Source organism: Ilyobacter sp. (assembly GCF_041583315.1).
In the GTDB taxonomy this organism is placed as follows: Bacteria; Fusobacteriota; Fusobacteriia; order Fusobacteriales; family Fusobacteriaceae; genus Ilyobacter.
This window is the reverse complement of the sequence record NZ_JBFHGC010000004.1, coordinates 1-17,191: the sequence shown is the minus strand read 5'-3', so window position 1 is coordinate 17,191 and position 17,191 is coordinate 1. Positions and strand designations below refer to the sequence as shown.

Here is a 17,191-nt window from a genome sequence, read left to right as displayed (position 1 = left end):
GGTTCTAGCTGAAGCTTGGCCACAGATACGGCTCTCACTTCTTCTTTTGTCATAGGTACACTGCCTCTTATAAACTCTTTGTCTCTTATATGCCTCATAATTCCTCGCTTTTTATTATTACGACGTTGAGATCAAACTCCTTCTGGATCTCTTTTATCTCTTGAGCCTTTCCTGCTGTTATGCACTCCTCTGGATAGGAGAGATTTTCTCCCACGAAGACTGTGGCGTTTATACCTGCATCAGCCACTTTCTTTGCGATTTCCTGGGGTGTATTTATTGTGTCCGTGAGAAGTCCCACTTTTCCCGTGGTTTTCAGTGCCTCTATATAGTCAAACTCTCTTCCGTGAACACTTTTTATCACTGCATCGTGCCACTGCTCTCCTATTTTGGCGAAAAAATACTGCATAGAGGATATACCAGGCACTACGTCCAGCTCTGACAGATCAAAATTCTTTCTGAGATATCCAAGCATGCTGTAAAATCCAGTGTCTCCAGAAAGAACCACTGCGATCTTTTTTTCATACATATTGTTTTTCATATGGATAACCAGTTCTTTCAGATGTCTGTCTATATAAGCCAGCTCTTTTCCTTCCACCAGGTCTAGGATGCTCTCTATATTCCTCTTTCCGCCTACCACCAGGTCTGCAGATTTTATTCTTTTCTCTGCCTCGGGGAGTATATAATTCCTATTCCCGGGCCCCAGTCCCAAAACATCTATCTTCATAATGTTTCCAGCTCCCTGATTACTCTTTCAAAATTACTGCTTCTAGCTAGCTCTCCTTTTTCAAAGGAGAAGAGAAGGCTTGCAAACTCAATATCTTTTGCCTTATGATTGCATTTTTCTACTATTCTTTCACACATTATTTCATAGGTTTTTTTATTGGTTACATATTCCACTGCTTCATCTGTAGTGTTAGAACCTGCTATTTTCAGAAGGGTTTCACGATCCTCCCCTGCCAGGAGAGCACAGGTAGTGAATATTTCCAGTTTTCCGTCGCTGACCTTACTGTGAGTATGAAAAATACCTCCTGCTAATTTTACCATCTTCCCTATATGCCCCAGAAAAACAACTCTTTCAAATTTCCTGTCTTTTGCCTGATCTATCATAAACCCTGCGAAGTTACTTATGACAAATACATCTTCAATGGGTATATTTAGATTCTCTTTTATAAATCTCTTCCCATAGTTTCCAAAAGTGAAAACCACTGTATTTTTCTTTCTTTCCTCTTTATGAAATCCAAGTTCAACAGTAAGCGAACTCTTATAGGCTTCTTCTGACATGGGCTTCACTATTCCGCTGGTTCCCAGTACAGATATCCCCCCCATAACCCCAAGTTTCGGGTTGAACGTCATTTTAGCCTTTTCCTCTCCCTCAGGTATTATTATCTCTATTCTGACCTTTTCCCCTTTAGGGAGTATTCTCGACACTTCTTTAAAAATCATTGCTCTTGGCCCGCCATTTATTGCAGGCTTTCCCGGAGGAACCTGAAGTCCTCTTTTCGTGACCCTACCGACCCCTATACCACCTGTTAATTCTATTGTCTTATCCTCATTATAAAAACAGTCTTCTTTTTCCTCATACAGATCAGTTACTCTGGTTACCGATGCATATATGAGAATTCCGTGAGTCACATCTGGATCGTCTCCTGCATCCTTTCGTATTGCACATACAGCTCTGTCTGTGCCTAATTCCGCATTAGTTACCTGTAGGTTAAGCTCCCATCCGAATGGCGTATCTATCTTCACAGATTCTTTAAATTCTCCTGAAAAAAGTGCCTCAACAGCACCTTTGGACGCCGCAGTTGCACAGCTCCCAGTGGTATAACCATAACGGAGCTTTTTCCCGTCCTGATAAATAAATTTATCCATATAAACAAAATTTTCCATTAGAAATCCTTTCTGTCGTACATCTGGTAGAGTATCCCGTGAAGTGCTGCCACTGCTACGGTACTTCCACCCTTTCTCCCTCTTGTTATGATATAAGGTACGTCATCCATTTCTTTCAGTGCTTCCTTTGATTCAGCTGCTCCTACAAACCCAACAGGAACCCCTATAACCAAAGCTGGTTTTTCTGCTTCTCCTTTTTCCACCATTTCTTTCAGTGTGAAAAGTGCTGTGGGAGCATTTCCTATAAGATAGATCTTAGTTTCCGGATCCTTTGCAGCCTTTTCCATTCCGACCATTGACCTTGTGACTCCTCTTTCTTTTGCTATCTTTGCCACCTCAGGATCAGATACCATAGAGTATGGCACACATCCAAATCTCTCAAGATTCTTTTTAGAAAGCCCGTTTACTATCATGCTTGTGTCACAGTATATTTTAGATCCGCCCTTTATGGCTTCCATAGCTTTTTCTATTACACCCTCTGAAAATTCTGTGATTTCAGCATATTCAAAGTCTGCCGTGGTATGTACCAGTCTTTTTACTACCGGAGCCTGGTTTTCAGTGAAAAGTTTGTTTCTCTCTCCCAGCTCCTCTGTTATTATCTCAAAGCTTCTTTTTTCAATATCCATAGGTACTTTTATATATTTCATTATCTTCTTCCTCTCTCAAAAAGTTTTTTAAAAAATTCCATGTTCCCCCAAAAATGTATGTGAGGATAACCTGCCAGTAGATTGTCTTTTGTAAATCCACACTGCCATTTTCTTCCATTCTCTTTGGAAATATCAAAATAACACTTTTCATCTCCTACTCTTGATATATCAGAATAGTGAAATTCGTGAGCCTTACCACTAATACCGTCAGTTGTCTCAAAATTGATATATCCAAATCTTCCTATATTGAGACGGTTTTTCATCTCTACATCCACATCTATAAGGCCGCACATTTTATGGTAGCTTCCGTCTTTATCCTTTATTCCTTCTGCAAGGTACATAAAGCCGCCGCATTCTCCATAAATAGGGATTCCTCTCTTGTGAGCATCCTTTATAGACTCTTTAGTTTTCTTGTTTTTCTCCAGCAGTTCTCCGAAATTTTCCGGATAGCCTCCTCCCAGATAGACAAAGTCGCTGTCTTTTGGAACTTCCTCATTATTTAGAGGACTGAATCCGGTTATTTCCATCCCGGCATACTCCATGAGCTCTATGTTAGACCTGTAATAAAATGAAAATGCTGTGTCTTTTGCAATGGCAACCTTGAGCCCTTTAAAGCTGTCTTTGATCTCATCAAGTTCATAACTGCTCTCTAAAACTTCATCTGTCTCTGCAACTTCTAATATTCCGTCCAGATCGAGATATTTTTCCGCCATCTCTTTCAAAACAGCCAGTTTATTTTTCAGGTCATCTATCTCCTCTGCCTGCCTCAGACCCAGATGCCGGCTCCCTAGTTCTACCTCTGGATTCGGAGGGAAGTATCCGAGACACCTGACACCTGTATATCGTTCAATTCCCTCTTTCAAGAGATCATATAGTTTTTCACTGGATACATTATTGAGGATGACTCCGCCGATTTTTACTCTCGGGTCCAGATGTTTATATCCGAGAACCATGGCCGCCAGACTTGTAGAGGCTCCTTTGGCATTTATGACTAGTATTACAGGAGTTTTTAGAATTCTTGCCATATGACCGCTGCTTCCGTTGTCAAGATCATGGTTTTTGCCATCATACATTCCCATGACTCCCTCTATTATAGATATCGCTCCCTTGCTGCTACCCTCTATAAATATTTTTTTTACAGCTTCCTCTCCACACATAAACACATCCAGGTTGTACGAAGGATTTTCTGTAACAAACTCATGAAATCTGGGATCAATATAGTCCGGTCCTACCTTGAAGGGTGCCACTTTATCAAATGCAGCCATAATTGCAGTACTTATGGTTGTTTTCCCGACTCCTGAATTGGTCCCTGCTATTAATAATCTCTTCATAATATTCCTCCAAAATAAAAAACCTTCCCTGTGCCAGGAAGGTTAGGTATATCTCAATTTGGTCAGAATCTCTTCACGCCATAATCAAGCTATGCCTCCCTGTCCTCGCAGGCTAGTACATTTCTTAGATCAAGGCAGGTCTCCTGGCTCAGCTTCATCCTATATGGCACACCCTTCCCAGGAAATAAACTCCCAGTGGCAAACATACCTTAGTCAGCTTTACAGTGGCGGGACCGCGGGAGATTCTCACTCCTCTTCCCTTTTAATTCGGAATTCATCCGAAACCTCAATCGTTTCTATATATATTTCTTGTCCATTATAAATCTTTTTGTATTATTTTTCAACAACTATTTAATATTTACAAGCGTTTAATATAAAAAATTTACCTTATAAATACCCAATTTTTTTCTACTCTATTATTATACTTTATATTTTGTATTTTATTAAGTTTTTTATTTTTTAAAAAAATTTAATATCCTTAAATTATAGGACTTATTTCTTATGGGTGTATTTTTTAATAAAAATAATTTTTTAAACTTTTTATAAGGCTTCAGAGACTAATCATATGAAGTGGTAAATTGAGAATTTGTATTCGACGATTCTCATTTTCATAATTTTCTCCCTCATTTAAAAAACAGACCAGGTCTTGAAAAGCCTGGTCTGTTTTTATGTCTGTCTTTATAATTCAAAAAATACAATGAATTTATACTACTCAAAACAAGCTCTTCACCCCTATAAGAATAAGTATAAATCCCCCTGTAAATTTAGTTGGATAATCTACAAAAAAAGTTGTCTTATACCCTAGATAAATCCCTGTTAAGGACGCAGTAGAAGTCAGTAATCCTATTGCCACTGTAATAATAAAAATTTCGAAATTTGATTTTACAGATACAGAAGCACCTACTATCAGCCCGTCTATACTTGTCGCCAGGCTTAATAAAACCAGATTAAATTCAGACTTATTAACCAATACTTCTTTATTTTTATACTCCTTATAAGCCCTAAAAATCATCTCCCCCCCTAAAAAAACCAAGACTAAAAAAAGAAGGACATGACTAAAAACATTCATTTTTCTTACAAACAAAATTCTGCTTTTAAAGCCTATAAGAAACATTAAAACTTGAAAAAATCCAAATACAGTGATTGTTTTAAAAATATCTGTAAACTTTAATTTTTCAATGGTGAGGCCTTTGGTCAGAGAAACAGTAAAAACATCTAAAGTCAGACTTACCAATATAAATAACAGACAAATAAGATTCATGGTACCCCTCCTTTTACGCCTCTATACTCAGTTCTCAAAAAAACCCCTTAGCAAAAGTAGTATCCTACTGTGACTAAGAGGTTTCATAAGTATTTTTCAGACACTTCTAAAATATTCAGATCACTTTTTAATCTACTGCCAATTCATTTGCTTCTTCTTCGTTTTCAGAAGGGATATTAGCAAGTATCAACTTATCATAAATAACTGTTCCCCCTAAAGTTCCGCATATAGGGCCTAATATAGGAACCCAGAAATAAGGATTTGAAAGTCCTCCTGTAAATGCTACATTTCCCCATCCTGCAACAAAGGCAAATAATTTTGGACCAAAATCTCTTGCTGGATTCATTGCAAAACCTGTAAGTGTACCAAAAGAACCACCTATAACTGCAATAACTATACCTATAAGTAAGGCAGACATGTGTCCCTTTGGAGCTCCGTTTTTGTCATCGGTAACTGCTAATATTGTTATCATCAATACTGCTGTTATTACAATTTCCACAACAAATGCCTGCATATTATTTATTGCTGGATTTGGGTATGTAGAAAAAATTCCTGCTGTTGCAAGGCTTTCTACAGAACCTCTGACAATTCCGTTATTGCTCTCAAATGCTATAAATAGATTTCTATAGAGAAAGTATACCAGTCCAGATGCAGAAAATGCTCCCAGTATTTGAGATATTATGTAAGGAATTACCTTCTTTTTGTCAAAACCTTTAAAAGTTGCCAGGGCGATGGTAACAGCAGGGTTTATGTGAGCTCCTGAGACACCCCCTGTTATATAAATGGCCATAGCAACTCCAAATCCCCATACTATACTAATCTCCCACAGTCCCATCTGGGCACCAGAGAGAACTAAAGATGATACACAGCCTGCACCAAAGAATATGAGAAGGCCTGTACCTAGATATTCAGCAATACATTCTCCAAATAAATTTTCTCTTTTCATTTTTTTCCTCCTAATTTTTTAAAAAATTATTTGATCAAAATATGCAGATTAATTATTTATGTTTTGTCCTTCACCTTTGTAAGAGCTATCCCCAAAGGAGTTACCAAAAGAGGCTTGTATGTTTTCACTACCTTTTTCCCAAGCTCTTTCTCAAAAACAGAGTCAAAACCTCTAAAAGTACAAGCTCCGCCGACTAAATAAATAGTGTCCACCTCATAACCCGATAAAAATCTCTTTACTATTGATGCCATTTTTTCCACTACTGGTTTTACAATTGTAAATATTTCATCTTCTTTATTCTTATCTTTTTTTAGCTCTTCAGCTTCATCAAAGGTTATCCCGTAATTCCCAGCTAACACAAGGGACATATGAGTTCCTCCAGTAGGTTCATCTGCCACAAATATGACCTTACCGTCTTTCAGTATGCTTATCCCGGTTGTGCCGCCTCCCACATCTACCACAGCTCCGTCAGTTATTTTCAATGCCTTGGCAGCAGCTGTAGGCTCGTCTATTACCATTATCACATCAATTTCTGCCGATTCTATGACATTGGATATAGCCTTGACGCTCCCTGCCTCTACTCCTGGAGGTATAGCTGTGAACCCCTGGGTGATTTCTATGCCCAGATCTTTCTCTACTTTTTGTTTCAGTTCCTTTACTATTTGGATTGCCCCTAGGAAATCTACAACTATTCCGTCCTTAACTACTGAAGACGGATAAGTTGCTCCCCCTAGGGGCTCTCCATTTTCATCTACTACACTTATCACGATGTTAGCCGTCCCTAGGTCTACTCCCACATAAAATTCTTTATCAGGGGAAATTAGACTTGGTTTCTGCATTTTATCATCAAATTTTTTTATATATGCATTAGCATCTTTTATATTCATATTTATACTCTCCATCTAGAAACGGAAATTATCCAATAAAATTTTGCTGGGAGAATTTACAATGTCGGATGAAATCATCCCCTCTAAATTCTCATTTTCTACCTTGGTTATTATATCGGTTACAGCTGAAGTATCCCCCTCAAAAAGGATCACTCCTTTAGCACACATTCCGATTCCGATTTTTATTGTCAGTATGACCACGGGACTCATGTCCTCTATAAAATCAGCAGCCTCTATTGCTCCTGCCGTATTTGAAAACTCAACTATTCCCAGACTCCTTACATATTCTGGATACAGAATAATTTTGTTTAATTTTATTAAGAGATCACCGCTGATACCACTTACTGTTTTGATGATAATATGCTTGTATTTACTATTTTCTGATTTTATTTCTTCTACATTCATTCTGACATTATCAATGTCTCCCTGGGTGCCGCTGAAAATCAGCAGATATTTCCCAGGGCAAATCAACCTTGATTCTTCCACGTTCACATTAAAGTTTTTCGTGATCTCATTCAAAATGAAAAAGGCTGAGCTTATATTTTTAAATTCTAATAAAATAAGATTTTTTTTCAAATTAATCTCCTCCAGATTCAAATTGATTCAATGCAAATAAAGTTGATTTATAATTTTTTTTATTTTATTGATAAGCCTCCTACCAATACACATCTTCTGTTTCTGGCAAAACTTCTGGCAGAGGTCAATCCCTCTCCTGTAGGCCCGGCTATAGTAAAGGTAGTATACCCTTCCCCCCCTACACCAATTCCAGAATACGAAGGTCCGTTTTTCACCAGTATCGTTGTTTCCATATCCCTTGCATATTTTGTCAGAATGTCTATATTTTTTGAGTGAATCATGGCAGTATGCCTGAGTCCGTCTTCAAGTTTCTTGCATACTTTTATACCTTCTAGAGCATCTTTCACTCTTATTATTGGTAAAACCGGCATAAGCATTTCTAAAACAGCAAGTGGATGCCCTGCATCTGTTTCCACAATAATTACTTTTATTTCATCACCTACATCTATTCCCAAATCCTTTAGAATATATGAAGCATCTTTTCCCACATATGCTCTGTTCGGTGATCCATTATTTATCACCAGCTCACATAGTTTTTTTATAGTTTTACTGTCTTTTAGTAAGTAAGCCCCGTTTTTCTGCATCTCAAATATCAGATAATCTGTTATTGAGTCTACCGCTACGACCTCTTTTTCTGTAATGCACGGTAAATTGTTATCAAAACTGCATCCGTTAACAATATCCTTAGCCGCTTTCTCTATGTCGGCGGTTTCATCTACAAGTACTGGTGGATTTCCTGCTCCTGCCCCTATAGCTTTCTTCCCAGAAGACATTACACTATTTACAACTCCTGGCCCTCCTGTAGCTACTACCATTTTAATATCTGGATTCCCTACCATTTTATTGGTATTTTCTATACTAGGTTCCGAAATAGTCACAACCAGATTATTCGGTCCACCAGCCTTTGCCACTGCCTTATTTATTATTTCCACCGCTCTGAGAGAAGTCCTTTTGGCACCTGGATGAGGAGCAAAAACAACTGAATTCCCCGCAGCTATCATCCCTATTGCATTACACACAATAGTTTCACTTGGGTTTGTAGATGGAGTTATAGATCCTATCACTCCATATGGTGATAACTCCATTACTGTGAGGCCATTATCCCCGCTATAAGCAAAGGCGTTTAAATCCTCTATACCTGGAGTTTTATCCACAGCGACATAATGCTTTATCGTCTTGTCGTCCACTCTTCCCATACCTGTCTCTTCTACCGCCATCTCAGCAAGCTCCACAGCCGCTGCCCTGATATCTTCTCTTATAACTTTTATTATTCTCTCTCTGAGCTCCAGTTTAGACGCAAAGAGAGTTACCTGAGCTTCTTTAGCTTTTGATATAGCTACATCCATGGACGAAAATATCCCGTTTTCACCACTTTCTGTTCCATAACACTGATTTTCATCATCTGTAATATTTTTTTTATTAAGTTCCTTCATAATCAAAGAAACAATATCACCTAAATTCTTTGCATCCAACTCCATAATTATTCCTCCTATCTCCCAAAGGATTCAACACATGCACTGGCAATAGTCATATCCTCTTCTACTGTACCGCCACTCACTCCCAGTGCTCCCACTATCTCTCCATCTACCTTTAGTACAACTCCTCCTCCAAATACAATATATTTAGAGTCTGTATGTAAGCCGTATAGAGATCCTCCTGGGTTTACTAAATCTGCAAGTACTGAAGTATCCAATTTTAAAGCTGCCGATGTATAAGCCTTTTTCAGAGCTATATCTACGCTTGCTAATATCGCCTTATCCATTTTTTCTTCCAGTATTAAATTCCCTTCGGAATTTACAACTGCAAAAACAAAATCTATTCCCATTTCAGCAGCTTTTTTTTCTCCTACAGAAATTATATTTTTAGCTTCTTCCAAAGTGAGCATATTTTTACTTTCCATACCTCTTATCCCCCCCTTTGATCCTCCGGGTGTTAACCCATTTTTAGATTCCAGATTTTCTATTCTTTCCATTATATCCTTTGAAATATAACTTATTGCCTCCTGGCACTCTGTTACTCTGGCCAGGATAAATAAAAGGTCTGAAGTTCTATTAATATATTTTAAAATCTCTTTGGGAACTTCTCTTCTCTCTTTTAAGTGAACTATTTTTCTTTCACTTCTCCGTACCACAGTTCTGGCAACATGGAGAGAGGAAGACTGGATATTTTCTCCCGGAATAATAAAGTTAGTAAGAGGAAGAAGATCTTTTGAAAAATAGTCTATTTCTTTTTCCAGTTCATTTACATCACTATCAGAAATTTTTTCCTTTAATTTCAAAATTCCATTTCTGTCACTGGAAAGATATCCCCCTATTATGATGAATTTTTCCTGAATTTTATAGAGAATTCTTTTTATATTTTCGTCCTTTATCAAGGCCCTTGCTACTCCGATAAAAGAACTGGCTTCATCTATACTCCCATAGGTATCTACCTTGATATCTGTTTTTGAGACTCTCGATCCCCCATAGAGTCCTGTATCCCCAGAATCTCCTTTTTTAGTATACACATTTACTAAATTGGTGTAGACATCTCCCAATCTCATCACCACCTAATTTTTTTCTATTACATCAATTATTGCAACTATTGCAGAGTCCACAGGAATGTTTTTATCGTCAAAAGCATATGTAGAGACACTTCCTTTCGTTACCAGTATCTGATCTCCGATCCCGGCTCCTACACTGTCTATACTCACAAATTCTTTTCCGGATATATTCCCGTCCATATCTATAGGGGCAACTATCAGAATCTTTTTTCCGTTTAAACCTTCATTTTTAGTTGTCGCCACTACCTTTCCTACTACCTTAGCTAAAAACATTCCCATCAACTCCCTGTCATTTCTCTATTTCAAAGATAACCTCATTATCTTTGGCTTTTTCTTCAGCAAGAGCTGTGATTATGGTGTCTTCCGATAATACAATTTTACTGTTTTTTATACTAAACAAATCTTTCACAGTTATGATCTTTTTCTCCCTGAGGGAGGTTATTCTCTTTTTTTTCTCTCTTAATATATAATTGGAGAGTTCGGTACTTTTTACAAATGTAATCCCGTAACTTTTCAATTTTTTTATATTAAGATTAAGCTGATTCCCATAAGCTGTACCTTCTTCTGCCGTGCACGAATCATTCAGTGCTACAATCTCTTTTCCTGAGGATATTGCCTTAGAAATAATATAAGTAACAGTATTGTCCCTTATCCCCACAGCAACTTTAGCACAGGTATTTTTTGTGAGCATAGGTAGTAAAACCATATCAATTTCTTTGAGAAAAGAGGAAGACTCCTTCATGGAAAGCTCTTTGATCTCATATCCAGAAAACCTTTCTTCCCCCACTATCTCTTTACCTGCCTGGGAAAACTGTATCTGAAGGTCATAGTCACACGAGATTTCTTTTAGTTGCAGAAGAACCTGATCTAGATTCACTGTCCCGCCATTGACTATCACAAGACATCTCTTTTTTTCCAATCCACTTACTATATTTTGACTTTTTAGTTTTTTCATGACTTCTTTGATTACCTGATCTATCAATAGGTCAAATTCCATATCTCACCCCTTACAGGGCTTAAAGAGAAAGGAGTCCAAGAACTCCTTTCCATTTTTTTAATCCCTTATTATTTTTACAAAAGCACCATTTGACGCTCCTGAAGCATTTGCTTCGTCCATATCCAAGTGAATCTCTTTTACTACATTGGATCCTACTCTTATCAAAACGTTTTGTAGCAATGCTTTTCTTTCTCCGGAAGTTTCCACAGTCACCATATCTCCATCTTTATAACCTTTTATATCGGCAATAAATTTAGGCATGTGTATATGTCTCCCTGCGACTATCACACCTTTCTCTTTTTCCAGTGTTCCTTTAGGTCCTACTATAGTTAGTCCAGGAGTTCCATCTAATTTCCCTGATTCTTTCACAGGAGCCTTTATTCCCAGTTTAAATGCATCAGACATTGAGATTTCAACTTGAGTTTCTTTCCTTACAGGACCCAAAATTCTGATCTTATCCATCTTCCCCTTTGGCCCGATAATAGTTACAGTTTCATTTGCTGCGTAATGTCCAGGTTGTCTCAAGTCTTTCATTTTTGTCAGCTTATAACCTGCTCCAAAAATTTTCTCCAAATCTTCCTGAGAAATATGTACATGTCTGTTTGATACTCCTACTACCACCTCATCAGAGATGAGATCAGAAAGAACATCCTTTAATATAAGTTCCAATGTTTTTCCGCTTGGTTTCATTCAATCACCTATTACTTTTCTAATTTTGCTAGTAATTTCTCTGTGTCAGTATGTGGTCTAGGGATTACATGTGCCGCCTGGACAGTTCCCACTCTTTCAGCAGCAGCTGCTCCTGCATCTATTGCCGCTTTTACAGCTCCTACATCTCCTCTGACCATTACAGTTATGAGACCGGAACCTATCTTCTCATATCCCACTAACTCAACATTTGCTGATTTTGTCATAGCATCTGCTGCTTCTATTGCACCTATAAGTCCTTTTGTTTCTATTAATCCCAATGCATTTCCCATTTTTCATTCCTCCTTATTTTTGTTCTTTTGTTGTTGCTGACGTTTTTCTTCTAGGTCTTCCTGTATTGGTCCTGGTTGATTTTGCAGTTTTTTTTACCGGGGTTGCAGGCTTGTCTTCCTGCTTATCCATCTCTTTCGGAGTCTCTTCAGTAACCAACTTTTCTGAGACTTTCACATCTTGGATTTTTTCATCTTTTTTTTTATACTCATCTTCAGATGATTCAGGGCTTGTTTCAGCCATATTCTTTTCTTTTGCTTCTTCTTTTGCTTCTTCTTTTGGAGACACTTCTTTTTTACTTTCTCTCGTCTCTGTAACTTCCTGATCTTCCTGGACTTCTTCATCTTCAGACTGAACAGCATTCCCCTTGATGATCTTCTCCAATCCTTCAGAAGGTCTAGCAATTATTGTATGACTTACCACTTTCGTTATTCTCTCTGCTGCAGCTACTGCCGAACTTACTGCGGCATTTACAGCTCCTACTTCACCTCGCAGGGTTATAGTAACCATACCAAATCCCTTAGTTAGTTCACACCCCACAAGTTTTACATTAGCTGATTTCACTGCAGCATCGCAGGCCTCTATAGCCCCGAGCATACCTACTACTTCTATAAATCCCAATGAGTTACCCATATTTAGTTATTTCCCTCCTTTGGGGATAACAAATGGTTCCCCTTTTATTAACCTGGCCCCGTTCATTCCAAGCATTCTAAAAATTTCCCGGGCACTGGAAAGAGAATAGGTAAACAAAGGTTTATATTTTTCCAATTTGTCGTGGTGTAGAGTCACACCATCGACTCCTATTCCAATACCAACTCCAAGCTTTGAAGTCTGTGATGCGATATTACCTAATACCTTAGAGTCTTTTTCCTCTGAAGCAGTCACACTCCATGGCAAACCTTCCTCTTCTATTCCAAAAAGAATCTCTTCCAGACCCCCGGTTATCTCCAGAGAATAAAAATGATAGATATTTATTGCTAACTTTCCTTCCATCTTTATCCCCCCTTGTATGAAAGAGAAAGGCCGGTAGCCACTGCATTCCTAGGCCCTTCCACTCCTCTTATATTTCCTCTACCTGCCACTATCCCGTACTGAGCCAGACTGTCTGTGATCATCTGGGGTATCTCAAAATCAAGGGCAGATCCTCCCACTAATACTACATAATCAATATCCCTTATGTTTCCAGTGGGTGATATTCTCATTAAAGCCCTTATTCCATTCTCTGCAAAAACTTTTCTTTTTGCTTCTCTTCTTATATTTTTTATCTTTTCAATATTCTTATCTATCTCGAGAGGATGCATTTCTCCCTCTTTGAGAATGACAACTCTGGCAAATATTCTTGGATCCAGCTGTGTGTCAAAAAATTGTACACTGCCGTCTTCATGTCTTATATGAAATAAGCTTTCTACCTTTGCCAGTGGATATTTTTTTATATCTTCAGCCAAGTCAAAATTTTCAAGTCCTAATTCCCTGTCTATCAGCATAGTCACCATATTCCCCGCACCGGCAAGGTGACAAGAAGATATTACACCTTCTTTTGTTATAATAGATGCATCTGTTGATCCTGCTCCTATATCCAGTATTGCAAGAGGTTTTGCTGTCCCGGGAGTAGTAAGTGCTCCGAGTATTGCCATTTCTGCTTCTACTCCTCCTACCTCTACTTTTATCTTGAGTTTTTCTTCCAGATTGTCTGCAACCATTTTCATCTGTAGTTTGTCAGCCTTCACCATAGCTGCTACCCCTATAGCATTTTCCATTGCAAACTCCCCTGCCATTCCCCCTATTACCTTTTGAGGAACAAAGGTATCAACAGCCAAAAGGTCCTGAATCTTTATATTTTTTATTTCCTGCTCAGTCAGCTGTGCCATTACCACTCTTACTTTTTCGAGCATCCCTCCTGCATTGGTACCCTTTTCACCAAAGATATCATTTACAGGATGGCATATTTTTATGGCATCCATTATCTCCTTCGAGCCTCTGTCTACTCTGACCGTTCTTTTTTTAGCTTCTCCTGTGATGTTCAATTCCCCTGCAGGAATTACTTTAGACTTTACATCGCCCTTAGGAGTTTTTATTACTACAGCCGACCTGTTTCCAATCAGAGCCCTCGAAAGAGGCATCACCATCTTGGTCTCTTCTGGATTTAGATCAAATAGAGTTGCTATACCATAGGGATTAGAGAGCATGGAAATCACTCCCCCTTGTTCAGACACCTCTATTGCTGTTTTCATATTTACAGGTACTTTCTCAATATGAAGAACCTCATCTATAATAGGTATTTTCCTGTCCAATCTATTATTTATAAGTACTGCATCATCTTTTTGAACAATTGCACCTGTTATGTTGACTCCCATTTTCACAAGATTATTTATCGTTCCTGCTGCCACTTGGAAGTCTACAGCCTCGTTGATAAGGGCTATCACCTCTGCTCCAACATGATCTTTCGTGATACTTTCAATAGGAATTGAAATACCGACACCTATTCCTATTCCTCCTGGAGTAGAAGGATTATGACCTATCATAGTAGATTCTGTTATTATGGTTTCTGTGATGGTTTCCATAGCCACATCACCAATAACAGGAGCTGCTTCATTTATTCTTATAAGCGAGACTTCTTCCAATGTCTTCCCACAATTTTCAAGTGATTTTTGAAGTGATTTGAAGACTCCCTTAATATTTTCTTTTGTACCCTTAATCCCAGTAGTTTTTACTATTCCACTACTTAGTACCTGGATCTTTCCTTCAGATACCTGGGCAAGGGTACTTTCTGTAGTAGCATTTCCTATATCTATTCCTACGATTAATTTCACTTTTACCTCCAGGTGCTAAAAAGTCTATCTTTTTAGTCTGTCTCTTTGTTCATATCTAACTACTGCTTCTCTTACAAGAGCAGCATTTATTTTTGCATTGTATTTTGTTTCGAGTTCACTTGCTATTCCAAGGAGTTCTTCCTTAGTTGATCTGTAAGGTCTTAATTTATCATAAATCTCCAGAATTCTGTCATCTGGAACTGCAATAAGTTCAGCCGCTCTTCTCAGATTTTGTGCAAAAGGTTTTCTTCCGTCTGACTCTGCTATTTGTGCCTGCATTTCAAGAGTTTCCGGAGCTATTCTTATATCTTCAGGTTTTATACTTCCATTCATTACATTGTCCACAGTAAAGTCTTTAAGACCTTTTCCTGTTGAAGATTTTATAACATCAGCTTTATTCTTACTGAGAGGATAATCTTTTACAGACATCTTTCCTGTGTTTATTCCATAGCTCTTACTCTCTCCTGACATTGAAAGGAGTGCTTCTCTTATCATCTTTTCCAACATTTGCTGTTCCAATTATTTCACCACCCTTATATTGTTTTATTATTTAAAATTTACTCTCAATTCAACTGGAGCTGAATTCTTAACTACATGTTCAGTCTCTTTAATGTGAAGAAGTGCGGCTACTGCCTGATATTTCGGTCTTGCCATCTGGTCATTCATCTGAGGTACCGGATTTGGTGATTCACCCTTTGCATATTTAGCTGCATTTTTACCTATCATTCTGAAATGCTTTCTTTCTAAGAGTGGTGCCTGAGGAAACAGTTCCAAATTTGATAACGGAAATAAGTCTTTCTGATGAATTACAGTAGTACCCTTTGACTGAATTCCTATACCTATTCCTGATCCGCTCAGCTTGGCTCCGTCATTTGCCAAAAATGATACATCTGAAGTTCTTAAAACTCTTATAACTCTAGGTTTCAAACCTTCCTCTTCTATTCCTGCCATCATTTCCTTCAACACATCTGAGTGAGGTATTTTAGTGATAGTCTGTGTCTGATACTTCCCGAAAGCAGGAGCTACAGCTATTATCACTTCATCTTTGCTCATCCCTTTAGTAGCTTCCCCAATCTCTGTAAGCTCTAAATTCCCTTGAGGAGCCAGATTTGATGATGTTGATGATGTTGATGTCGTTTCAGCACCTGCATATCTTCTTACTACTTCTTCTATAATTCCACGAATCGCCTGCTCATTTAATTGCATGTTGACCTCCTTATTTAATTGTTGATGGATCTATTGCATTTGGAATATTTGATATTTTTTCCCATCTCTCATCAGAAATCTGATATCCGGTTCCTGGACCGCTATAATTATTTCTGTCGTTTACTGCACTTATTACATTAAAATCCTTATCCAGTATTGCAGATGTATGTAAAAGGTCTCCAGATACTCTTAGTTTCATTACCTGTAGAAGATCATTCGCCACATCGTCGAACCCCTTAGTTTTCAGAGCTTTAACTAAATCTACACCTGTTATTCCTCTTGTCATAAGTTCTTGGGCTGCCTTCAGATCTGACACTACATCTCTGTCTGGCATATCCTTACTTCCGTGAGCATAAGTAGCTGCTTCTACCTCTGCATCTGTTACCTCAGGGAATCCTAGTACATCAAAAATTCCTTGGATAGCTCTTGCAGCTTTATTTCTTGCCTTTACTACTTCATCTTTATCCACAGGATGTAATCCTGCATCTATCTTCAGATCTCTCTGAATAATATTCCAGTCATCAAAGTCTTCTGCATCCCAGTTTGATCCTGCAAACATATTGTCATAGTTCGGTGTAGAACTATATCCAGAACATATGAAGTCAGTTCCCGGTATCATCTGCATTAAACTTCTAGATACTCTTCTTAGATCCGAGTGTGTGAATGTCTGGTCATTACTTGACGCACATTCAAGGTCTAGCAGCATCGCTACCAGGTTCTCAGCAAGTATCTCACGGATACCTCCCGGAACTCCTCCTGGAACTCCTACACAACTTACCGAACCATTTTGTATTCCCTGTACTCCAGCACCTTTTGTCATAAATAGACAACGAGTTTCAAGATAAAGCATGGAACATCCCTCTGCATAACCCATTAATACTTCTGATCCACTTCCTGATGTATATCTCATCTTGAGACCTCTAGAGGCATAAGCTGATGCTAGGAAAGTCTTCGACCAAGGTGTGTCATCTCCATCTATAAATACCTGCTCTGTACCATATACCGATACTGTCTCTGCATAGTTAGTCAGTGCTCTCATTCCTAGTAGCAGTTCTGTAGCTTCTTCTACAGCACACTGAGTCAGTACTCCAGGTCTTCCTACCTGAGCTCCTACAAGTAATGC

Annotated in this window: 20 protein-coding genes, 1 pseudogene and 1 riboswitch; all 21 genes and pseudogenes read right to left on the bottom strand. The window is 38.3% G+C overall.

Features of this window, described 5'->3' with window-relative positions; all coding sequences use genetic code 11:
* Positions 1-98, bottom strand: a pseudogene (locus tag ABZA26_RS00450) (precorrin-6Y C5,15-methyltransferase (decarboxylating) subunit CbiT); the annotation flags it as partial.
* Positions 95-724: a precorrin-6y C5,15-methyltransferase (decarboxylating) subunit CbiE gene (gene cbiE / locus ABZA26_RS00445; protein ID WP_372712548.1), complete on the bottom strand. Its 630-nt coding sequence runs from the start codon at positions 722-724 to the stop codon at positions 95-97. The pseudogene ABZA26_RS00450 and the gene cbiE, both read right to left, overlap by 4 nt.
* On the bottom strand, positions 721-1,887 hold the full coding sequence (cbiD, locus tag ABZA26_RS00440; RefSeq protein ID WP_372712547.1) for a cobalt-precorrin-5B (C(1))-methyltransferase CbiD: 1,167 nt from the start codon (positions 1,885-1,887) through the stop codon (positions 721-723). The genes cbiE and cbiD overlap by 4 nt, the downstream gene beginning before the upstream one ends.
* Complete coding sequence (locus ABZA26_RS00435; protein WP_372712546.1) at positions 1,887-2,534, bottom strand: precorrin-8X methylmutase; 648 nt, start codon at positions 2,532-2,534, stop codon at positions 1,887-1,889. Before ABZA26_RS00435 ends, cbiD begins: the two co-directional genes overlap by 1 nt.
* On the bottom strand, positions 2,534-3,865 hold the full coding sequence (locus ABZA26_RS00430; protein ID WP_372712545.1) for a cobyrinate a,c-diamide synthase: 1,332 nt from the start codon (positions 3,863-3,865) through the stop codon (positions 2,534-2,536). The genes ABZA26_RS00435 and ABZA26_RS00430 overlap by 1 nt, the downstream gene beginning before the upstream one ends.
* A 115-nt stretch (positions 3,866-3,980) precedes the next feature.
* Positions 3,981-4,169: riboswitch (cobalamin riboswitch) on the bottom strand.
* Positions 4,170-4,577: 408 nt separating this feature from the next.
* A complete protein-coding gene (locus ABZA26_RS00425; RefSeq protein ID WP_372712544.1) occupies positions 4,578-5,126 on the bottom strand; it encodes a manganese efflux pump MntP family protein in 549 nt (182 codons plus the stop codon).
* A gap of 127 nt (positions 5,127-5,253) precedes the next feature.
* Positions 5,254-6,072: an MIP/aquaporin family protein gene (locus ABZA26_RS00420; protein WP_372712543.1), complete on the bottom strand. Its 819-nt coding sequence runs from the start codon at positions 6,070-6,072 to the stop codon at positions 5,254-5,256.
* 56 nt (positions 6,073-6,128) lie between these two features.
* Positions 6,129-6,959: an ethanolamine utilization protein EutJ gene (gene eutJ, locus ABZA26_RS00415; RefSeq protein ID WP_372712542.1), complete on the bottom strand. Its 831-nt coding sequence runs from the start codon at positions 6,957-6,959 to the stop codon at positions 6,129-6,131.
* Between the two features lie 15 nt (positions 6,960-6,974).
* Complete coding sequence (locus ABZA26_RS00410) at positions 6,975-7,535, bottom strand: BMC domain-containing protein (protein WP_372712541.1); 561 nt, start codon at positions 7,533-7,535, stop codon at positions 6,975-6,977.
* Between the two features lie 59 nt (positions 7,536-7,594).
* Positions 7,595-9,013 (bottom strand): aldehyde dehydrogenase family protein, encoded by a 1,419-nt coding sequence (locus ABZA26_RS00405; RefSeq protein WP_372712540.1) that lies wholly within the window; start codon positions 9,011-9,013, stop codon positions 7,595-7,597.
* Positions 9,014-9,024: 11 nt separating this feature from the next.
* Positions 9,025-10,071, bottom strand: coding sequence for a cob(I)yrinic acid a,c-diamide adenosyltransferase (locus ABZA26_RS00400; RefSeq protein ID WP_372712549.1), 1,047 nt, complete (start codon positions 10,069-10,071; stop codon positions 9,025-9,027).
* Between the two features lie 12 nt (positions 10,072-10,083).
* A complete protein-coding gene (locus ABZA26_RS00395) occupies positions 10,084-10,350 on the bottom strand; it encodes a EutN/CcmL family microcompartment protein (protein ID WP_372712539.1) in 267 nt (88 codons plus the stop codon).
* A gap of 16 nt (positions 10,351-10,366) precedes the next feature.
* Positions 10,367-11,074 carry a flavoprotein gene (locus ABZA26_RS00390; protein WP_372712538.1) on the bottom strand — a complete coding sequence of 236 codons (708 nt, stop codon included), beginning with the start codon at positions 11,072-11,074 and terminating at the stop codon, positions 10,367-10,369.
* Positions 11,075-11,131: 57 nt separating this feature from the next.
* Positions 11,132-11,764 (bottom strand): phosphate propanoyltransferase, encoded by a 633-nt coding sequence (gene pduL, locus ABZA26_RS00385; RefSeq protein ID WP_372712537.1) that lies wholly within the window; start codon positions 11,762-11,764, stop codon positions 11,132-11,134.
* A gap of 11 nt (positions 11,765-11,775) precedes the next feature.
* Positions 11,776-12,054 (bottom strand): propanediol utilization microcompartment protein PduA, encoded by a 279-nt coding sequence (gene pduA / locus ABZA26_RS00380; protein ID WP_372712536.1) that lies wholly within the window; start codon positions 12,052-12,054, stop codon positions 11,776-11,778.
* A 13-nt stretch (positions 12,055-12,067) separates the two neighbouring features.
* Positions 12,068-12,685, bottom strand: coding sequence for a BMC domain-containing protein (locus tag ABZA26_RS00375; RefSeq protein WP_372712535.1), 618 nt, complete (start codon positions 12,683-12,685; stop codon positions 12,068-12,070).
* A 6-nt stretch (positions 12,686-12,691) separates the two neighbouring features.
* Positions 12,692-13,045 (bottom strand): glycerol dehydratase reactivase beta/small subunit family protein, encoded by a 354-nt coding sequence (locus ABZA26_RS00370; protein WP_372712534.1) that lies wholly within the window; start codon positions 13,043-13,045, stop codon positions 12,692-12,694.
* Between the two features lie 2 nt (positions 13,046-13,047).
* The gene (locus ABZA26_RS00365; RefSeq protein WP_372712532.1) at positions 13,048-14,862 is read right to left on the bottom strand and encodes a diol dehydratase reactivase subunit alpha; all 1,815 of its coding nucleotides are present in this window, start codon (positions 14,860-14,862) and stop codon (positions 13,048-13,050) included.
* Between the two features lie 24 nt (positions 14,863-14,886).
* Positions 14,887-15,381, bottom strand: a complete 495-nt coding sequence (locus ABZA26_RS00360) for a diol dehydratase small subunit (protein WP_372712531.1) — start codon at positions 15,379-15,381, stop codon at positions 14,887-14,889.
* 27 nt (positions 15,382-15,408) lie between these two features.
* The gene (locus ABZA26_RS00355; protein ID WP_372712530.1) at positions 15,409-16,068 is read right to left on the bottom strand and encodes a propanediol/glycerol family dehydratase medium subunit; all 660 of its coding nucleotides are present in this window, start codon (positions 16,066-16,068) and stop codon (positions 15,409-15,411) included.
* Positions 16,069-16,078: 10 nt separating this feature from the next.
* Positions 16,079-17,191 (bottom strand): propanediol/glycerol family dehydratase large subunit (locus ABZA26_RS00350; protein ID WP_372712529.1); only part of this gene is annotated, 1,113 nt, incomplete at its 5' end.

Excerpts from the sequence above, each read along its gene's own strand:
- cbiE (WP_372712548.1), bottom strand. The coding sequence starts at position 724 with ATGAAGATAGATGTTTTGGGACTGGGGCCCGGGAATAGGAATTATATA.
- ABZA26_RS00435 (WP_372712546.1), bottom strand. The coding sequence starts at position 2,534 with ATGAAATATATAAAAGTACCTATGGATATTGAAAAAAGAAGCTTTGAG.
- ABZA26_RS00370 (WP_372712534.1), bottom strand. The coding sequence starts at position 13,045 with ATGGAAGGAAAGTTAGCAATAAATATCTATCATTTTTATTCTCTGGAG.
- pduL (WP_372712537.1), bottom strand. The coding sequence starts at position 11,764 with ATGAAACCAAGCGGAAAAACATTGGAACTTATATTAAAGGATGTTCTT.
- ABZA26_RS00430 (WP_372712545.1), bottom strand. The coding sequence starts at position 3,865 with ATGAAGAGATTATTAATAGCAGGGACCAATTCAGGAGTCGGGAAAACA.
- pduA (WP_372712536.1), bottom strand. The coding sequence starts at position 12,054 with ATGGGAAATGCATTGGGATTAATAGAAACAAAAGGACTTATAGGTGCA.
- ABZA26_RS00420 (WP_372712543.1), bottom strand. The coding sequence starts at position 6,072 with ATGAAAAGAGAAAATTTATTTGGAGAATGTATTGCTGAATATCTAGGT.
- ABZA26_RS00425 (WP_372712544.1), bottom strand. The coding sequence starts at position 5,126 with ATGAATCTTATTTGTCTGTTATTTATATTGGTAAGTCTGACTTTAGAT.
- eutJ (WP_372712542.1), bottom strand. The coding sequence starts at position 6,959 with ATGAATATAAAAGATGCTAATGCATATATAAAAAAATTTGATGATAAA.
- ABZA26_RS00390 (WP_372712538.1), bottom strand. The coding sequence starts at position 11,074 with ATGGAATTTGACCTATTGATAGATCAGGTAATCAAAGAAGTCATGAAA.
- ABZA26_RS00395 (WP_372712539.1), bottom strand. The coding sequence starts at position 10,350 with ATGTTTTTAGCTAAGGTAGTAGGAAAGGTAGTGGCGACAACTAAAAAT.
- ABZA26_RS00375 (WP_372712535.1), bottom strand. The coding sequence starts at position 12,685 with ATGGGTAACTCATTGGGATTTATAGAAGTAGTAGGTATGCTCGGGGCT.
- cbiD (WP_372712547.1), bottom strand. The coding sequence starts at position 1,887 with ATGGAAAATTTTGTTTATATGGATAAATTTATTTATCAGGACGGGAAA.
- ABZA26_RS00405 (WP_372712540.1), bottom strand. The coding sequence starts at position 9,013 with ATGGAGTTGGATGCAAAGAATTTAGGTGATATTGTTTCTTTGATTATG.
- ABZA26_RS00355 (WP_372712530.1), bottom strand. The coding sequence starts at position 16,068 with ATGCAATTAAATGAGCAGGCGATTCGTGGAATTATAGAAGAAGTAGTA.